The sequence below is a fragment of the Pseudomonas sp. Irchel 3E19 genome (assembly GCF_900187585.1).
In the GTDB taxonomy this organism is placed as follows: domain Bacteria; phylum Pseudomonadota; class Gammaproteobacteria; order Pseudomonadales; family Pseudomonadaceae; genus Aquipseudomonas; species Aquipseudomonas baetica.
Genome location: NZ_FYDT01000016.1, coordinates 56,872 through 73,078, shown reverse-complemented (window position 1 = coordinate 73,078; position 16,207 = coordinate 56,872). Strand labels below are relative to the sequence as shown.

16 protein-coding genes are annotated in these 16,207 nt (G+C 59.5%); 9 read left to right on the top strand and 7 right to left on the bottom strand.

Translation table 11 applies throughout. The features are described from left to right. Window positions 1-80: 80 nt before the first annotated feature. Window positions 81-1,544: a glyceraldehyde-3-phosphate dehydrogenase gene (locus CKW18_RS12810; RefSeq protein ID WP_095189136.1), complete on the top strand. Its 1,464-nt coding sequence runs from the start codon at window positions 81-83 to the stop codon at window positions 1,542-1,544. A gap of 162 nt (window positions 1,545-1,706) precedes the next feature. Here the strand turns inward: CKW18_RS12810 and CKW18_RS12805 are convergent, their stop codons facing one another. Beyond that, window positions 1,707-3,005, bottom strand: a complete 1,299-nt coding sequence (locus CKW18_RS12805; protein ID WP_095189135.1) for an MFS transporter — start codon at window positions 3,003-3,005, stop codon at window positions 1,707-1,709. 53 nt (window positions 3,006-3,058) lie between these two features. On the opposite strand from CKW18_RS12805, the gene CKW18_RS12800 reads away from it, so the two are divergent. Together CKW18_RS12800 and sthA are read left to right on the top strand one after the other, a co-directional pair. Next, a complete protein-coding gene (locus CKW18_RS12800) occupies window positions 3,059-4,108 on the top strand; it encodes an FAD:protein FMN transferase (RefSeq protein ID WP_095189134.1) in 1,050 nt (349 codons plus the stop codon). A gap of 197 nt (window positions 4,109-4,305) precedes the next feature. Continuing rightward, entirely contained in the window at window positions 4,306-5,700 is a 1,395-nt protein-coding gene (gene sthA, locus CKW18_RS12795) for a Si-specific NAD(P)(+) transhydrogenase (RefSeq protein ID WP_095189133.1), read from the top strand. 42 nt (window positions 5,701-5,742) lie between these two features. On the opposite strand, the gene CKW18_RS12790 is transcribed toward sthA, so the two are convergent. Together CKW18_RS12790 and CKW18_RS12785 are read right to left on the bottom strand one after the other, a co-directional pair. Then, complete coding sequence (locus CKW18_RS12790) at window positions 5,743-6,465, bottom strand: glycerophosphodiester phosphodiesterase family protein (protein WP_095189132.1); 723 nt, start codon at window positions 6,463-6,465, stop codon at window positions 5,743-5,745. 14 nt (window positions 6,466-6,479) lie between these two features. Further along, window positions 6,480-7,061 carry a PilZ domain-containing protein gene (locus CKW18_RS12785; protein ID WP_095189131.1) on the bottom strand — a complete coding sequence of 194 codons (582 nt, stop codon included), beginning with the start codon at window positions 7,059-7,061 and terminating at the stop codon, window positions 6,480-6,482. A gap of 94 nt (window positions 7,062-7,155) precedes the next feature. Here CKW18_RS12785 and CKW18_RS12780 point away from each other — a divergent pair, with 94 nt between their 5' ends. The 3 genes from CKW18_RS12780 to CKW18_RS12770 all read left to right on the top strand — a co-directional run bounded on the left by CKW18_RS12780 (window position 7,156) and on the right by CKW18_RS12770 (window position 10,406). Further along, window positions 7,156-8,406 carry a lipoprotein-releasing ABC transporter permease subunit gene (locus tag CKW18_RS12780; protein WP_095189130.1) on the top strand — a complete coding sequence of 417 codons (1,251 nt, stop codon included), beginning with the start codon at window positions 7,156-7,158 and terminating at the stop codon, window positions 8,404-8,406. Window positions 8,407-8,413: 7 nt separating this feature from the next. Continuing rightward, the gene (gene lolD / locus CKW18_RS12775; RefSeq protein ID WP_167394896.1) at window positions 8,414-9,097 is read left to right on the top strand and encodes a lipoprotein-releasing ABC transporter ATP-binding protein LolD; all 684 of its coding nucleotides are present in this window, start codon (window positions 8,414-8,416) and stop codon (window positions 9,095-9,097) included. A 64-nt stretch (window positions 9,098-9,161) separates the two neighbouring features. Beyond that, a complete protein-coding gene (locus CKW18_RS12770; protein WP_095189128.1) occupies window positions 9,162-10,406 on the top strand; it encodes a lipoprotein-releasing ABC transporter permease subunit in 1,245 nt (414 codons plus the stop codon). 108 nt (window positions 10,407-10,514) lie between these two features. Here CKW18_RS12770 and CKW18_RS12765 read toward each other — a convergent pair whose 3' ends face one another. Together CKW18_RS12765 and CKW18_RS12760 are read right to left on the bottom strand one after the other, a co-directional pair. Continuing rightward, window positions 10,515-11,864, bottom strand: a complete 1,350-nt coding sequence (locus tag CKW18_RS12765; protein ID WP_095189127.1) for a heavy metal sensor histidine kinase — start codon at window positions 11,862-11,864, stop codon at window positions 10,515-10,517. Beyond that, window positions 11,864-12,544 (bottom strand): heavy metal response regulator transcription factor, encoded by a 681-nt coding sequence (locus tag CKW18_RS12760; protein ID WP_095189126.1) that lies wholly within the window; start codon window positions 12,542-12,544, stop codon window positions 11,864-11,866. Before CKW18_RS12760 ends, CKW18_RS12765 begins: the two co-directional genes overlap by 1 nt. Window positions 12,545-12,714: 170 nt before the next feature. On the opposite strand from CKW18_RS12760, the gene CKW18_RS12755 reads away from it, so the two are divergent. Together CKW18_RS12755 and queF are read left to right on the top strand one after the other, a co-directional pair. Next, complete coding sequence (locus tag CKW18_RS12755) at window positions 12,715-13,248, top strand: plastocyanin/azurin family copper-binding protein (RefSeq protein WP_095189125.1); 534 nt, start codon at window positions 12,715-12,717, stop codon at window positions 13,246-13,248. 61 nt (window positions 13,249-13,309) lie between these two features. Continuing rightward, window positions 13,310-14,140: an NADPH-dependent 7-cyano-7-deazaguanine reductase QueF gene (queF, locus tag CKW18_RS12750; RefSeq protein WP_095189124.1), complete on the top strand. Its 831-nt coding sequence runs from the start codon at window positions 13,310-13,312 to the stop codon at window positions 14,138-14,140. Window positions 14,141-14,325: 185 nt separating this feature from the next. Here queF and CKW18_RS12740 read toward each other — a convergent pair whose 3' ends face one another. Both CKW18_RS12740 and CKW18_RS12735 read right to left on the bottom strand, forming a co-directional pair. After that, entirely contained in the window at window positions 14,326-14,589 is a 264-nt protein-coding gene (locus CKW18_RS12740; RefSeq protein ID WP_095189122.1) for a DUF4404 family protein, read from the bottom strand. Between the two features lie 109 nt (window positions 14,590-14,698). Next, the gene (locus tag CKW18_RS12735) at window positions 14,699-15,319 is read right to left on the bottom strand and encodes a phosphatase (RefSeq protein ID WP_095189121.1); all 621 of its coding nucleotides are present in this window, start codon (window positions 15,317-15,319) and stop codon (window positions 14,699-14,701) included. A gap of 197 nt (window positions 15,320-15,516) precedes the next feature. Between CKW18_RS12735 and CKW18_RS12730 the strand changes: the two genes are divergently transcribed. Continuing rightward, a complete protein-coding gene (locus tag CKW18_RS12730) occupies window positions 15,517-16,206 on the top strand; it encodes a VacJ family lipoprotein (RefSeq protein ID WP_095189120.1) in 690 nt (229 codons plus the stop codon). Window position 16,207: the final 1 nt, after the last annotated feature.

Below are 16,207 nucleotides of genomic sequence, written 5' to 3'. Positions count from 1 at the left end.
TGTTACCGATTTCGCGACAGGCGCGCATTGCTGAATGAGGTTGTCGGCGGCATAATGTAGCCCCTTTTTTCTGCCCCTACATGTGGAAGGTTACCGTGACTCAGAAGCCCGACCAGTGTCTTGGTGAATGGATCGACCGTGAAGCACTCGCAGAAGCGATGATTCCGCTTATCGGTCAGCTCTACCGCAATAACAACGTGGTGAGCTCGATCTATGGCCGCAGCCTGATCAACCAGTCTGTCATCGCGATTCTCAAAGCTCACCGCTTTGCTCGCCACCGTTCTTCCGACGACAGCGAACTCTCCGTCCACGAAACATTCCCACTGCTCAAAGCCATGAGCGAGCTCAAGCTCGGCGCGGCTTCGGTAGATCTGGGCAAGTTGGCGTTCAAATTCCGCAACGAGGGCAACGGCCGCAGCGCCGAGCAGTTCGTTCGTGAAGAAATGGCTGACGTGGTTGGCCAGCAAAACGCTTCCGCACGTAAAGGCACCGACGTTGTGCTGTACGGCTTCGGTCGTATCGGCCGTCTGCTGGCGCGCATCCTGATCGAGAAAACCGGTGGTGGCGACGGTCTGCGTCTGCGTGCCATCGTGGTGCGTAAAGGCGCCGACAACGACCTGACCAAGCGCGCCAGCCTGCTGCGTCGCGATTCGGTACATGGTTCGTTCAACGGCACCATCACCATCGACGAAGAAAACAACACCATCACCGCCAACGGTAACCTGATCCAGGTGATCTACGCGAAGAACCCGACCGAGGTGGATTACACCCAGTACGGCATCAAAGACGCGCTGCTGGTGGACAACACCGGTGTGTGGCGTGACGCTGATGGCCTGGGTCAACACCTGGCGTGCCCGGGCATCGACCGCGTTGTTCTGACCGCGCCTGGCAAAGGCAAGCTGAAGAACATTGTTCACGGCATCAACCACGGTGAAATCACCGCTGACGACAAGATCGTGTCCGCCGCTTCCTGCACCACCAACGCCATCGTGCCGGTGCTGAAGGCTGTGAATGACAAGTTCGGCATCATCAACGGTCACGTCGAAACCGTTCACTCGTACACCAACGACCAGAACCTGATCGACAACTTCCACAAGGGCGATCGCCGTGGTCGTTCCGCTGCGCTGAACATGGTCATCACCGAGACCGGTGCTGCCACCGCTGCTGCCAAGGCCCTGCCTGAACTGGCCGGCAAGCTGACCGGTAACGCGATCCGTGTTCCGACGCCAAACGTGTCGATGGCCATTCTCAACCTGAACCTTGAGAAAGCCGCTACCCGTGAAGAGATGAACGAGTACCTGCGCTACATGGCGCTGCACTCCGATCTGCACAAGCAAATCGACTTCGTCAATTCGCAGGAAGTGGTGTCCACTGACTTCGTGGGTTCGCGTCACGCCGGTGTGGTCGACGCTGAAGCGACCATCGTTCAGGACAACCGCGTTGTTCTGTACGTCTGGTACGACAACGAGTTCGGTTACAGCTGCCAGGTTGTTCGCGTGATGGAAGACATGGCCGGTGTGAACCCGCCAGCGTTCCCGCGCTAAGCCTTAGCTGCCAATGAAAACGCCCCGACTTTGGTCGGGGCGTTTTTGTTTGTGTGCCTGGTCAATCTCTATTGCCTGTATTGGCCTCTTCGGGAGCAAGCCCCCTCCCACAATTGGAATGCATTCTCCTGTGGGAGCGAGCCTGCTCGCGAAAACGTCCTATCAGGCACCGCCAGGCACAGCCGCTTGAGCAGTGCGCAGTTCATGCTTGTTGCCACGAAACAGTACCAACGTCGCAATCAATCCCAGCACCGCCGCGCCACTGAGCCAGATGCCCGGCGCAGCCTTGTTATCCAGCACATGAATCAGATAAGTACACGCCGCTGGGGTAAACCCGCCGAACGTTGCAGTTGCCAGGCTGTAAGCCAGCGAGAACCCTGTCGTGCGCACTTCCACCGGCATGATTTCGGTCAGCGCCACCACCATCGCGCCGTTGTACGAACCGTACAGGAACGATAACCAGAGCTCGACGATCAGCAGATGGCTGAAGCTCGGATTCGCCACCAGCCACGAAAGGGCAGGGTAAGCCGTCAGAATCGCCAGAATCGTCGCCGCCAGCAGTAGGGGTTTGCGGCCGATCCTGTCAGACACCGAGCCCATCACCGGCAGCCAGAAGAAGTTCGACAGGCCGATGCACACCGTCACCAGCAAAGCATCCAGATCCGACAGATGCAGTTCAGCCTTGCCGAACGTCGGGGTATACGCGGTGATCAGGTAGAACGACACGGTGGTCATCACCACCAGCGCCATGCCGGCGATGACGATGCCAAAGTTCTGACTGATCGAGCGGACGATCTCGCGCAGGGTCGGGCGATGTTTGCGCGCCTGGAATTCCGGGGTTTCCTCCAGCGAACGGCGAATGACGAAGATCACCGGGACGATCATGCAGCCAATCAGAAACGGCACGCGCCAGCCCCATTCCCCCATTTGTTCCGGGCTCAGCCAATGGTTGAGGCCGACGCCGAGCAGACCGGCGAATACCACCGCCGCCTGCTGGCTGGCAGACTGCCAACTGACGAAAAAGCCTTTGCGGCCCGGCGTGGAAATTTCCGCCAGATAAACCGAAACCCCGCCCAATTCCACGCCAGCCGAGAAGCCTTGCAGCAAGCGCCCAAACAGTACGATCAGCGGCGCCGCGACGCCAAGGGTGGCGTAACCCGGAACGCAGGCAATCAACACCGTGCCGGCGGCCATCATCGCCAAAGTAATGATCAGCCCTTTACGGCGGCCGTGACGGTCAATATAGGCGCCGAGAAAGATCGCCCCCAGCGGACGCATCAGGAAGCCAGCACCGAAGGTCGCCAGTGAAAGCATCAGGGAGGCGAAGGCGCTGTCGGCCGGGAAGAAGGTCTTGGCGATGGCCGTGGCGTAGAAGCCGTAGACCATGAAGTCGAACATTTCGAGGAAGTTGCCGCTGACAACGCGAAAAATCGCTTTGCCTTTGCCGGTCGTGGAAGACATTTCTGGGTACTCGCTTTAAATCTTGTAAGAAAGCGTTTCGCTCGTGTCCCATAATGGCCGGCACGGTTTTGCAGGGAGATGAAGAATTGTTAACTGGACGGTGGCATGGGCTTGTGATGCTGGCGGGCCTTTTGTGCGGCTGCGGCAATGGCGATTCCGTGGAGAGTTTCGGCGGCCCGACCATGGGCAGCACGTATTCGATCAAGTACGTGCGCCGCGCTGATTTGCCGGAATCGATGCAAGTCCGCCGCGAAGTAGAGGGCATCCTCGCCAAAGTCGATCAGCAGATGTCCACTTACCGCAGCGATTCGGACATCGAGCAATTCAACGCATTGCCGGCCAATAGTTGTCAGACGATGCCCGCTTCCATACTCGAATTGATTCGGGTCGGTGAACAGCTGTCGGAGCAAAGCGAAGGTTCCTACGACCTCACTGTCGAACCGCTGATGAATCTCTGGGGCTTCGGCCCGCAGGGTCGCGAAGAAAAACTCCCCAGTGCAGCTGCATTGGCCGAGGTGCTGCAACGGGTCGGTCATCAACATCTGCGAATCGATGGCGATCAGTTGTGCAAGGACGCTGCCGTCGAAGTTGACTTCAACAGCATCGCCGCCGGTTACGCCGTGGACACGATCGCGGCCAAACTGGATGCAATGGGCATCCACGATTACCTCGCCGAGGCCACGGGTGAACTCAAGGCCAAGGGTAAAAAGCTCGACGGCTCGCCATGGCGCATTGCACTGGAAGAGCCGCGCGATGATCAGCAGGTTGCCGAGCGGGTTATCAACGTCGACGGCTATGGCGTGTCCACCTCCGGCGACTATCGCAACTATTTCCTCCAGGATGGCCGGCGCTATTCCCACACCTTCGATGCGCGCAACGGTGCACCTGTCCTACACAACCTGGCGTCAGTCACAGTGATCCATCCTTCAGCGTTGATGGCCGATGGACTATCGACCCTGTTGCTGATTCTCGGGCCGCAAAGGGCTTGGGACTACGCCGAAAAACACGACATTGGTGCATTCTTTGTGATTCGTGCCGATACAGGTTTTGTCATCCGCACCAGCCAGGCTTTCGAGCGGTTAAATGGCAAAAAACCTGATTGAGGACAACACGAAAGCTGGCGTTGTAGTGCAGGCAAAAGTAGCCTACGACGCGACCAAGGGTTAATGTGCGCGGCGTTGACGCTTCTATAGACTGTGTCCGGGTTCTTGATTGACCCCCAATTGTTCCTTCGCGCCGCCGTTCGGCGTGATTTAGCCGCCGGTGCTGCTGGCACCGCGGCCTGTTCTGAGGAGTACGCATGGCTGTCTACAACTACGACGTGGTGGTGCTGGGTTCCGGCCCCGCGGGAGAAGGCGCGGCAATGAACGCCGCCAAAGCAGGGCGCAAGGTCGCGATGGTCGACAGCCGTCGTCAGGTCGGCGGCAACTGCACCCACCTGGGCACCATCCCGTCCAAGGCACTGCGTCACTCGGTGCGGCAGATCATGCAGTTCAACACCAACCCGATGTTCCGGGCGATCGGCGAACCACGCTGGTTCTCCTTCCCGGACGTGCTGAAAAGCGCCGAGAAAGTCATTTCCAAACAAGTCGCCTCGCGTACCGGCTACTACGCCCGTAATCGCGTCGACGTGTTCTTCGGTACCGGCAGCTTCGCCGACGAGCAAACCATCGAAGTGGTCTGCGCCAACGGCGTGGTCGAGAAACTGGTGGCCAAGCACATCATTATCGCCACCGGCTCGCGCCCGTATCGTCCGGCGGACATCGATTTCCATCACCCGCGTATCTACGATAGCGACACCATCCTCAGCCTCGGCCACACCCCGCGCAAACTGATCGTTTACGGCGCTGGCGTTATTGGTTGCGAATATGCGTCGATCTTCAGCGGTCTGGGTGTACTGGTCGAGTTGGTGGATAACCGCGGTCAGTTGCTGAGCTTCCTCGACTCGGAAATCTCCCAGGCGTTGAGCTACCACTTCAGCAATAACAACATCACCGTGCGCCACAACGAAGACTACGACCGCGTAGAAGGCGTGGACAACGGCGTGATCCTGCACCTCAAGTCCGGCAAGAAGATCAAGGCCGATGCCTTGCTCTGGTGCAACGGTCGTACTGGTAACACCGACCAGTTGGGTCTGGAAAACATCGGCGTCAAGGTCAACAGCCGCGGCCAGATCGAAGTCGACGAGAACTACCGCACCTGCGTGCCGAACATCTACGGTGCTGGCGACGTGATCGGTTGGCCGAGCCTGGCCAGTGCCGCGCATGACCAGGGTCGTTCCGCCGCTGGCAGCATCGTCGACAACGGTAGCTGGCGTTTCGTCAATGACGTGCCGACCGGCATCTACACCATCCCGGAGATCAGCTCGATCGGCAAGAACGAGCAGGAGCTGACCCAGGCCAAAGTGCCGTACGAAGTCGGCAAGGCGTTCTTCAAGAGCATGGCGCGAGCGCAGATCGCCGGCGAGCCGCAAGGCATGCTGAAGATCCTGTTCCACCGTGAAACCCTGGAAGTGCTCGGCGTTCACTGCTTCGGTTATCAGGCGTCGGAGATCGTCCACATCGGTCAGGCGATCATGAACCAGCCGGGCGAACTGAACACCCTGAAGTACTTCGTCAACACCACGTTCAACTACCCGACCATGGCCGAAGCCTATCGGGTAGCTGCTTACGACGGCCTCAACCGGCTTTTTTGACGGGCTCCGGCCGGTGGCCTGAGCCGGCCGGGGAGACCGATTTCAGCAATTCTCGAGGGTGGCAGTGGCCAAACCGGGAAAGTCTGTAATCAGGCTGTCAACGCCGAAGTCGGCGAGTCTGCGCATCAGCGCAGGCTCGTTGACGGTCCATACCGACACATGCAGCCCCTGACGCTGCGCCTTCTGCAGGCGTTCCGGCGTACACAGCGTCCAGTTCAGCGCGAGAAACTCACAGCCATAGCTCTGGGCGACCTTCAACGGGTCGAGCCAGGCGTATTCGGCCACCAGCCCGCGCGACACGTCCGGCACCAGATCCAGCGCCGCTTTCAATACTCCCCGCGAACTTGAAGTGATCGTCACCTTGTCCAGCAGGCCGTGGCGCTGCGCCATTTCACGAATCGCCAGCACCGTGGTTGCGGCGCGGGTGCGTGAAGCGCTTTTGACTTCAAGCTGCCAGTGCTCGAAATTGCACTTCTCGAACAGTTCTTCCAGCGTCGGAATCGGGCACGGCTTGATCCAGCCCGGGCCACCCTTGCGTGCGTCGTAGGTCACCAGTTCGGCAGCGGTGTGTTCGACGACTTTGCCGCGGCGGTCGGTGGTGCGCTTGAGGGTCGGGTCGTGAATGACCATCAACTCGCCGTCCTTGGACAGGTGCAGATCCAGTTCGCAGCGGCGCACGCCGTGCTTGAGACATTCCTGAAAACTGCTCAGGGTGTTTTCCGGTGCTTCGCCCTTGGCGCCGCGGTGGCCGTAGATGAGGGTCACGGTTCTTCCTTAATTTAGATGCCTGATTCGTTCTGTTCGCGGGCCAGACGTCGTTCCTGGGCCTGCTTCTGCAAGATATAGCGGGCGAGCAACTGGCGTTGAGCGTCGCTCAGGTGTTTGAATTCGGTGCCGACGTCATAGCCTTCGCCCTTGCGGTCGCAATGGGTGACGCGGGCGCGCAGCAACAGGCCCAGCGCCTGCGGCATCAGCACCAGTTTCACCGACAGGTGCGCGCCGATCGCGATTGGCGTCGGGTACTGAAAGTCGATCCCGCCCTCGGAGATGATCACCGGTTGTGGCTCGCCGATATGGCCGAGCACGGTCAGGGCGACCACCTGGCTGAGCAGGTCGATGCGTTTGTTCTGGGATTTCAGGAACGCGGCGATGGCCCGGTCGCGCTCGCTGATCTGGCGCAGCAGGTGCTGCGACTCGAATTCGCTCAGGTGCAGTTCGCTGAGCAGGTTGAAGAGCGGGGAAGCATCCTGCAACACTTCCTGGCCTGCGGCTTCGGGAGCAGACAGGGGCCGAATTTCCAGTGCGATCGAATCCTCGATACGGTAGTATTCGCGGCGATCTTCTTCATCTAATGTCGACATGGCGAACCCATGGTAGCGGCGGTGGTCTGAGTGTAAAGCTGGTTATCGACCCCCGCCACAAGGACGTTCCTTTTCCCTCCGAACAAGCCCCGACATGTTCAGACCTCTCTTCGTATTTATCGGCACGCGTTATACCCGTGCAAAGCGTCGCAATCATTTTGTGTCATTCATTTCCCTGACTTCGATGATCGGGCTCGCCCTTGGCGTGGTCGTGATGATCGTCGTGCTCTCGGTGATGAATGGCTTCGATCATGAGATGCGCACCCGCGTGCTGGGCATGGTGCCCCACGCGACCATCGAGTCCACCGAGCCGATCAACGATTGGCAAAGCCTGGCCACCAAGGTCAAGCAGAACCCGCAGGTGACGGCGGTAGCGCCGTTCACGCAAATGCAGGGTCTGCTGACCAACAATGGTCAGGTGTCCAAGGTGTTGCTCAACGCCATCGACCCTGCGCTTGAGCGCAACGTGTCGATCATCGACAACTTCATGAAGCAGGGCAAACTCGACGATCTCACGCCGGGCAGCTTCGGCATCGTGATTGGCGACAAGGCTGCGACCAAGCTGGGCGTGGGCATCGGTGACAAAGTCACCTTTGTCGCCCCGGAAGTCAGCGTGACCCCGGCCGGGATGTTCCCGCGCATGAAGCGCTTCACCGTGGTCGGCATTTTCCATGTCGGCGCCGGCGAGCTCGATGGCTATCTGGGCGTTACCAACCTGCAGGATCTGGCGAAAATGCATCGCTGGAAGCCTGATCAGGTGCAGGGCATCCGCCTGAAGTTCGATGATCTGTTCCAGGCGCCACGCGTGGCGTGGAATATCGCCCAACAACTTGGCGAAGACCATTACTACGCCCGTGACTGGACCCGCACCCACGGCAACCTGTATCAGGCGATCCGCATGGAAAAAGCCATGATCGGCCTGCTGTTGTTGCTGATCGTTGCCGTGGCGGCGTTCAACATCATTTCCACACTGGTGATGGTGGTGAACGACAAGAAGGGTGATATCGCCATTCTGCGTACCCTCGGCGCCACGCCGGGCACGATCATGCGCACGTTCATGGTGCAAGGCACGGTCATCGGCGTGGTCGGTACGGCCATTGGCGCTGTGCTCGGGATCCTCGCAGCGCTCAACGTCAGCGCAGCGATCTCGGCGCTGGAAGGTCTGCTCGGTCACAAGTTCCTTAATGCTGACGTGTATTTCATTGATTATCTTCCGTCGCAGGTGCAGAGCAAGGATGTCGTCATGGTCTGCGCGGCTGCGTTGGTTTTGAGTTTCCTCGCCACCCTGTATCCCGCCTGGCGTGCCGCGCGCACCCAGCCGGCGGAGGCGCTACGTTATGAGTGAGTCGGGCATGAGTGAAAAAGCAATCTTGAGCTGCCGCAACCTGGGCAAATCCTACGAGGAAGGCCCGGAGTCGGTGCAAGTGCTGGCCGATCTGCAACTGGAGTTGCACCCGGGCGAGCGTGTGGCGATTGTCGGCACCTCGGGCTCGGGCAAAAGTACCTTGCTCAACCTGTTGGGCGGCCTCGATACGCCAACCCAGGGCAGTGTCTGGCTCGATGGCGAAGAGTTGTCGGCGCTGAGCGAGAAGAAACGCGGTCTGCTGCGTAACCGTGCGCTGGGTTTCGTTTACCAGTTTCACCACCTGCTGCCGGAATTCACCGCGCTGGAAAACGTCTGCATGCCGCTGCTAATTGGCAAGACGCCGATCCCGGAAGCGCGTCAGCGTGCTACTGCATTGCTGGAGCGGGTAGGGCTGGGCCATCGTCTGGAGCACAAACCGGCGGAACTGTCCGGTGGCGAGCGTCAGCGTGTGGCCATCGCCCGCGCCCTGGTGAACAAGCCGGGTCTGGTGATGCTCGACGAGCCGACCGGCAACCTCGACTCCCACACCGCCCAGGGCATTCAGGATTTGATGCTGGAACTCAGCACCTCGATGCGCACGGCGTTCCTGGTGGTGACCCACGATATGAACCTGGCTCGCCAGATGGATCGCGTCCTGCACCTGCAGGAAGGTCGCCTGACACCCATCTGATTGGCCGAAACCCGGCGTCTGAAAAAGGCGTCGGGTCTTTTATTTTTATACGGTGCCCCAGCGAATGTTCAGACCGTTATCGATCTTTATCGGCACGCGCTATACCCGCGCCAAGCGCCGCAATCGCTTTGTTTCGTTCATTTCGATGACCTCGATGATCGGCCTCGCCCTCGGCGTGCTGGCGATGATCGTGGTGTTGTCGGTGATGAACGGCTTCCAGCGCGAAATGAGCTCGCGCATCCTCGGCATGGTGCCGCACGCGACCATCGTCGGCGTCAAGCCGATTGATGACTGGCAGCCCGTGGCTGCCGCGGCCATGAAAAACCCCGAAGTCACCGCCGCCGTGCCGTTTACAGAAATGGAAGGCATGCTCTCCTACAAGGGCCTGATGCAGCCGATCCAGATCAGTGGCGTCGATCCGGCCCAGGAAGGCAAGGTGTCGATTGTTGCGCAGCACATCGTTCAGGGGCGTCTCGATGCTCTGAAGCCGGGCGAATTCGGCGTGGTGATCGGTGAAATCACCGCGCGCCGTTTCCGCTTGAATGTCGGCGACAAGATCACCCTGATCGTGCCGGAAGTCAGCACCGCTCCGGGTGGCATCACCCCGCGCATGCAGCGGCTTAACGTGGTGGGCGTGTTCAAGGTGGGCGCCGAGCTGGACGGTTCGATGGGCCTGATCCACGTGGCCGATGCGGCGACCATGCAACATTGGCAGCCCAATCAGGTGCAGAGCGTGCGTCTGGCGGTGAAAGACCTGTACGCCGCGCCGAAAGTCTCCTCGGACATCGCCGCTGGCCTCGGTGCCGATTTCAGGGCTGACGACTGGACCCACACCCAGGGCAGTCTGTTCAGCGCCATGAAAATGGAAAAAACCATGATCGGCCTGCTGTTGCTGATGATCGTTGCAGTAGCGGCGTTCAACATCATCGCAACGCTGATCATGGTGGTGAACGACAAGGGCGCGGACATTGCGATCCTGCGCACTATCGGCGCCACGCCCCGGCAGATCATGGCGATTTTCATGGTGCAGGGCACGGTGATCGGGATTGTCGGCACGTTGATTGGTGGCGTGCTGGGTGTGATTGCGGCGCTGAATGTCAGTGAGCTGGTGGGCTGGATGGAGCGGGTCACCGGGCAGCACATCTTCAGTTCGGATGTGTATTTCGTCAGCAATCTGCCGTCGGAATTGCAGGGCGGGGATGTGCTGTTGATCTGCTCCGCCGGGTTCATTCTGAGCTTCCTGGCGACGGTGTATCCGGCGTGGCGGGCGGCGAAGATCGAGCCGGCTCATGCCTTGAGATATTCGTAAGCAGACAGGCCGCTTTCGCGAGCAGGCTCGCTCCCACAGGGGATTTGTGAACGACGCAGATCCAATGTGGGAGCGAGCCTGCTCGCGAAGGGGCCGGAACTGCTAGCCTTAATCTCCCTTGGGCAACTCAATTACAAACCGCGTCCATCCCGCCTCTGATTCGCAATGAATCTGCCCGCCATGGGCCCGGACGATGGATTGAGTCATCGCCAACCCCAACCCGGCATGCTCACTGCTGCCTTCCTGCCGCGCCGGATCCGCCCGATAAAAGCGGTCGAACAAGCGTGGCAGCAGCTCCGCAGAAATCCCCTCGCCACTGTTTTCGATTGCAACGCGCACAGCGCTCGGTTGATCAACGATCCGCAAGCTCACATAGCCCTCAGCCGGTGTAAACCGCAGCGCGTTATCCAGCAAATTGGAAAGTGCCCGGCGCAACATGCTGCGATCACCTTCGATTCGTGCCTGACCTTCACGACTCAGCGTCACCCCGGCGTCCTCCGCCAACAGCGCGAAAAACTCCAGCAACGCATCTGCTTCGTCTGCCAGTTCCAGCGGTTCACGTCTGGGCACCAGCAAACCGTGATCAGCCTTGGCCAGATACAACATGTCGTTGACCAGTTGCGCCATCCATTGCAGTTCTTCGAGGTTGCTGTGCAGTGCCTCGCGGTAGTCCTCGATGGGCCGTGGGCGGGTGAGGGTGACTTGGGTGTGGGTCAGCAGGTTCGACAGTGGCGTGCGCAGTTCATGGGCGATGTCGGCCGAGAACGCCGAGAGGCGCTGAAACGAGTCGTCCAGGCGTGCGAGCATGGCGTTGAAGCTGTGGGCCATTTCCGCAAGTTCTGGCGGAATTTGCGCTTCCGGCAGGCGGGCATTGAGCGAATGTGCGGAAATCCCACGGGCGATTGCACTCATGCGCCGTAATGGGCGCAAACCGCTACGCGCCGCCCACGCACCCAGCAACGCGGTTGCCAGCGCCGAGAGCCCGACGGTCAGCCAGATCAAATGCTGCATGCGTTGCAGGAAATGCTGGTGATGGGTGATGTCGAGCAACAGCGTCAATTGCGGCGAGTCGGACTTGTCCGGGTAGAGCGGGGCGTTGAGTACGCGGTAATCGGTGCCGTTATCGTTCACGGTGGACAGGCCGGATTGGTGCGGCAAGCGTGCGGGCACCTTGATCGAGCTGTCGTACCAGCGCTGGCCGTCAGCCCCAGTGATGCGCAGCGACAGATCAGCCTGTCGGCTCAACTCATCCGCCAGCCGCGCCTCACTTTCACTGGCCTGAAGATCCTGCAAGGCACGGCGCAGGCCAATCAGTTTACCGTCGAGCAATTGCTGGTCGAGCTCGACAAAGTGCGCCTCGCTGGCGCGATTGAACAGCACGCCGGCAAACAGCGAAACCACCGCAGTGCAGGCGGCAAACAACAAGGCCAGGCGCGAACTCAGGGACAACCGGCGCATCAGGCTGAGCGCTCTTCGAGCACGTAACCCATGCCGCGCACGGTGTGGATCAGTTTGTTGGGAAATTCGTCGTCGATTTTCAGGCGCAAGCGACGGATCGCCACTTCGATGACATTCGTGTCGCTGTCGAAATTCATGTCCCAGACTTGCGAGGCGATCAGCGATTTTGGCAGCACTTCGCCCTGGCGGCGCAGGAGCATTTCCAGCAGGGCGAATTCCTTGGCGGTCAGGTCGATGCGCTGGCCGTTACGTTCGACCCGGCGACGAATCAGGTCCAGGCGCAAATCGGCCAGTTGCAGGCTGGTTTCCTGCGGTGTGGCGCTGCCGCGACGTAACAGGCTGCGCACCCGGGCCAGAAGTTCGGAGAAGGCGAAGGGTTTGACCAGATAGTCGTCGGCACCCAGTTCGAGGCCGTGAACCCGGTCCTCCACCGCATCTTTGGCTGTCAGAAACAGTACTGGCGTGTCGAGGCCAGCGCTGCGCACCGCTTGCAGGATCTGCCAGCCATTGCGTCCCGGCAGCATCACGTCGAGGATCAACAGCGCGTAATCACCGCTCAGGGCCAAGTGCTGGCCGCTGTTGCCGTCGGCCACCAGTTCGGTGTTGAACCCGGCCTCGGTCAGGCCCTGGCGCAGGTATTGGCCGGTTTTCGCTTGGTCTTCGACGATCAGCAGTTTCATGGGCGACTCGGTGTGTAGGAACTCGGATTTTCAGGAACTTAGGCTTTATAACGTGAGAGCAGGCGACAAGTGCCAACCTGACAAAGTTGTAATCTGCCTGTCAGGTAGATGCCAGCGCTGGCGCGCTAGAGTTTCCCACAGGCTGAACCTTATCTTGTGGGAGTACGACTATGTTTTTGCGCAATCCTTTGATCCTCGCCGGATGTTTGCTGGCGCTGAGTTCCCCGGTCTGGGCTGCGCCGGCTCACACCTACGATTTCGGCCAACCGGCGCCTGCCGCTAAAGCCACGCGCAGTGTCGAAGTGGTGATGGGCGACATGTCGTTCGATCCGAAAGCCATCGCGGTCAAGGCCGGAGAGACCGTTCGCTTTGTACTGGTGAATAAAGGTCAGTTGCTGCACGAATTCAACCTCGGCGACGCGGCGATGCACGCCGCACATCAGCAGGAAATGCTGCAGATGCAGCAAAGTGGCATGCTCACGCCTACCGGCATGAAAGAAATGTCCCACGACATGGCGGGTATGGATCACGCGGCGATGGGCCATGGCATGAAGCATGATGACCCCAACAGTGTGCTGGTCGAGCCGGGTAAAACCGCTGAGTTGACCTGGACCTTCAGCAAAGCGACCAGCCTGGAATTTGCCTGCAATATTCCCGGCCATTATCAGGCGGGCATGGTCGGCAAGTTGACTGTCAGTCAGTAAGCACTCAAAGGCGCGGGCAAAGGCTGGTAGAATCCGCTGATTCTTCAGTCAGGTTTCCGCCATGCATCCCGCAGCCGAACATTCGCCGCTGGGCAAATCCAGCGAATACATTGCCACTTACACGCCGTCTCTGCTGTTCCCGATTCCGCGCACCGCGAAATGGGCCGAGTTGGGCCTGACCGCCGGCACTCTGCCGTATAAAGGCGTGGATTTCTGGAACTGCTTCGAGCTGTCGTGGCTGCTGCCTTCGGGTAAACCGGTGGTGGCCATCGGCGAGTTCAGCATTCCGGCGGATTCGCCGAACATCATCGAGTCGAAGTCGTTCAAACTGTACCTGAACTCGCTGAACCAGACGCCGTTCGCTGACGTTGCCAGCCTGGAAGCGACGCTGGTCAAGGATCTGTCTGCCGCTGCCGGCAAACCGGTGGGCGTGCGGGTTCGCAGCCTCAAAGACGTGGAAGCCGAAGGTGTCGTTGCGCTGCCTGGCGTATGCATCGACGATCTGGACATCAGCGTGAGCAACTACGAGCATCCGCGCCCGGAACTGCTGCGTTGCGATGATTCGCGGGTGGTGGAGGAGAGCGTGCACAGTCATCTGCTCAAATCCAATTGCCCGGTGACCAGTCAGCCGGACTGGGGCAGCGTGGTGGTGGAATACCGTGGCGCGGCGCTGGATCACGCGAGCTTGCTGGAATATATCGTCAGCTTCCGTCAGCACTCGGACTTCCATGAGCAGTGTGTGGAGCGGATTTTCCTTGATCTGCAGCGCTTGTTGAAACCCGAGAAACTCACTGTATTTGCACGTTACGTACGTCGCGGTGGGCTGGATATCAACCCGTATCGCAGCACTGAAAGCGTAGTACTGCCGAACCATCGTCTGGTGCGCCAATAAAGATCCAGAATGTGCGATATCCAATGTGGGAGCGAGCCTGCTCGCGAATGCGGTGTGTCATTCAAGGATGATGTCGACTGATACGACGCCTTCGCGAGCAGGCTCGCTCCCACAGGGGGCTGTGTTTCAAGTCCGCAAATGAAAAAGCCCTGCCATCGCTGGCAGGGCTTTTTGCGTTTGGGGAATCAGATCCCCATGCTGCCCAGCGCATTGACGATGTTACGCAGGGTGCCGGCAATGGCCGGGTGTTCGAGTTCGAAGCGATCAACCGCCAGGTTCACGCCATCGGCGATGCTGGCGTCCTGAGTGGCCGTCTCCAGTTTGATTTCAGATTCAATCTGCACCATCAGCGCATGCAGATCTTCACGTTCTGCTTCCGTCAGCGGCGGATTCTGTTCCAGCTGCTCGCGCAGGGTATCGAGCTGTTTCTGCAGTTCTTGGGCGGGCATGGTGTTCTTCCTTTTATCGAGAGGCACTGGCATTGACCGCAGCCACGCGCCAAAGGTCTATGACTGACCTTTAGATTAATCCACTCTCGTCCACCCTGCATGATCCCGATCAGGGCTTTTCGCCTTTGAGACGGCGCAGGCTGATGTCGGCCAGGCAGTTGTCGAGCTCGCCCAAATGATCGATCACCGAGTGCACGCCGAGTCCGAACAGCTGCACAGTCGCCTTGCCGCGCAGTTGTTCACGTTCTTTCTGACTTAAGGCCTGCCATTCGCCCGGCGCGAGGCCGCACAGTGAACCGCAGGAGGCGAGACCGATTGTCCATAACCCGGCATTCAATCCCGATTGCAGCAACCGTGGCTCGCCGCTGACCAGTACGCAGCCGTCGAGACTGGCGACGTTCAAGTCCATGAGTGCTTGCCAGCAGGCGTTGGGCGCAGGCCACGAATTGGTTGTTGCCGAGTGTTGCGCCGGTTTGATCCAGGACGGCAACGACGCCGACAGTGGCTGGGCGAGGGCAAGGGGGAGCTCATCAAGCCAGGCGCACGGAATCTGCTGGCGCTGCAAACTATGCAGGCTGTCGATTGCGCCCGGTGTGACATCGGCATGCTCGGGCAGGGCGGTGGTCTGTTGGCGGGCGCGGGCACCGAAATCCACCAGACAGCCGCTGAGTCCGAACAGAACGGCCGTCAGGGTGGGGGCGGCGATAGGCAAGGTTTCAGCGTGAGGCATGGAAACGTCCCTGAAATGAAGACAAGGTTAGGGAATGCCGGTGACAGTTGGATGACAGCTGTGTGAATGACGCCGCGAGAATCTTCCTACAACTCGCTGCATTCCCAGACTGCCCAAAAGGCCTTTTACGCTTATACTGGCGCTCTTAACGCCGAGGCTCTGATGCCCGCGCCAGTACAAAACCAAGGAGTTTTTCTATGCGCTTGAGCCCTCCGCTCGCTCAGCTTTGTGTATACGCCGGCCTGTTGCTGGCTCCGTTCGCCACTCAGGCTGCGACGGAAGAAGACCCTTGGGAAAGCGTTAACCGTCCGATCTTCCAGTTCAACGACTTCGTCGATACCTACGCGCTGAAGCCGTTGGCACAGGGTTATGAGTTCGTGACACCGCAATTTGTCGAAGACGGCATCCACAACATGTTCCGCAACGTCGGTGATGTCACCAACCTGGCGAACAACATCCTGCAGGCCAAACCGGCGGCTGCCGGCGTCGACACTGCGCGCCTGATCTTCAACACCACGTTCGGCTTGCTCGGCTTCTTCGACGTCGGCACCAAAATGGGCCTGAACCGCAGTGATGAAGATTTTGGCCAGACCCTCGGCTATTGGGGCGTGGGCAGCGGTCCCTACGTGATGCTGCCGTTGATGGGCCCGAGCACCCTGCGTGACGCACCGTCCAAGTATGTCGACAGCTACACCGGCATGTATCGCTATATCAACGACGTGCCGGTGCGTAACTCGATCTTCGGTCTGAACATCGTCGACACCCGCGCCAGTCTGCTGTCGAGCGAGAAGCTGATCAGCGGTGACAAGTACACCTTCATCCGCAACGCCTACCTGCAAAACCGCGAGTTCAAGGTGAAGGATGGCCAGGTCGAAGACGATTTTTAAT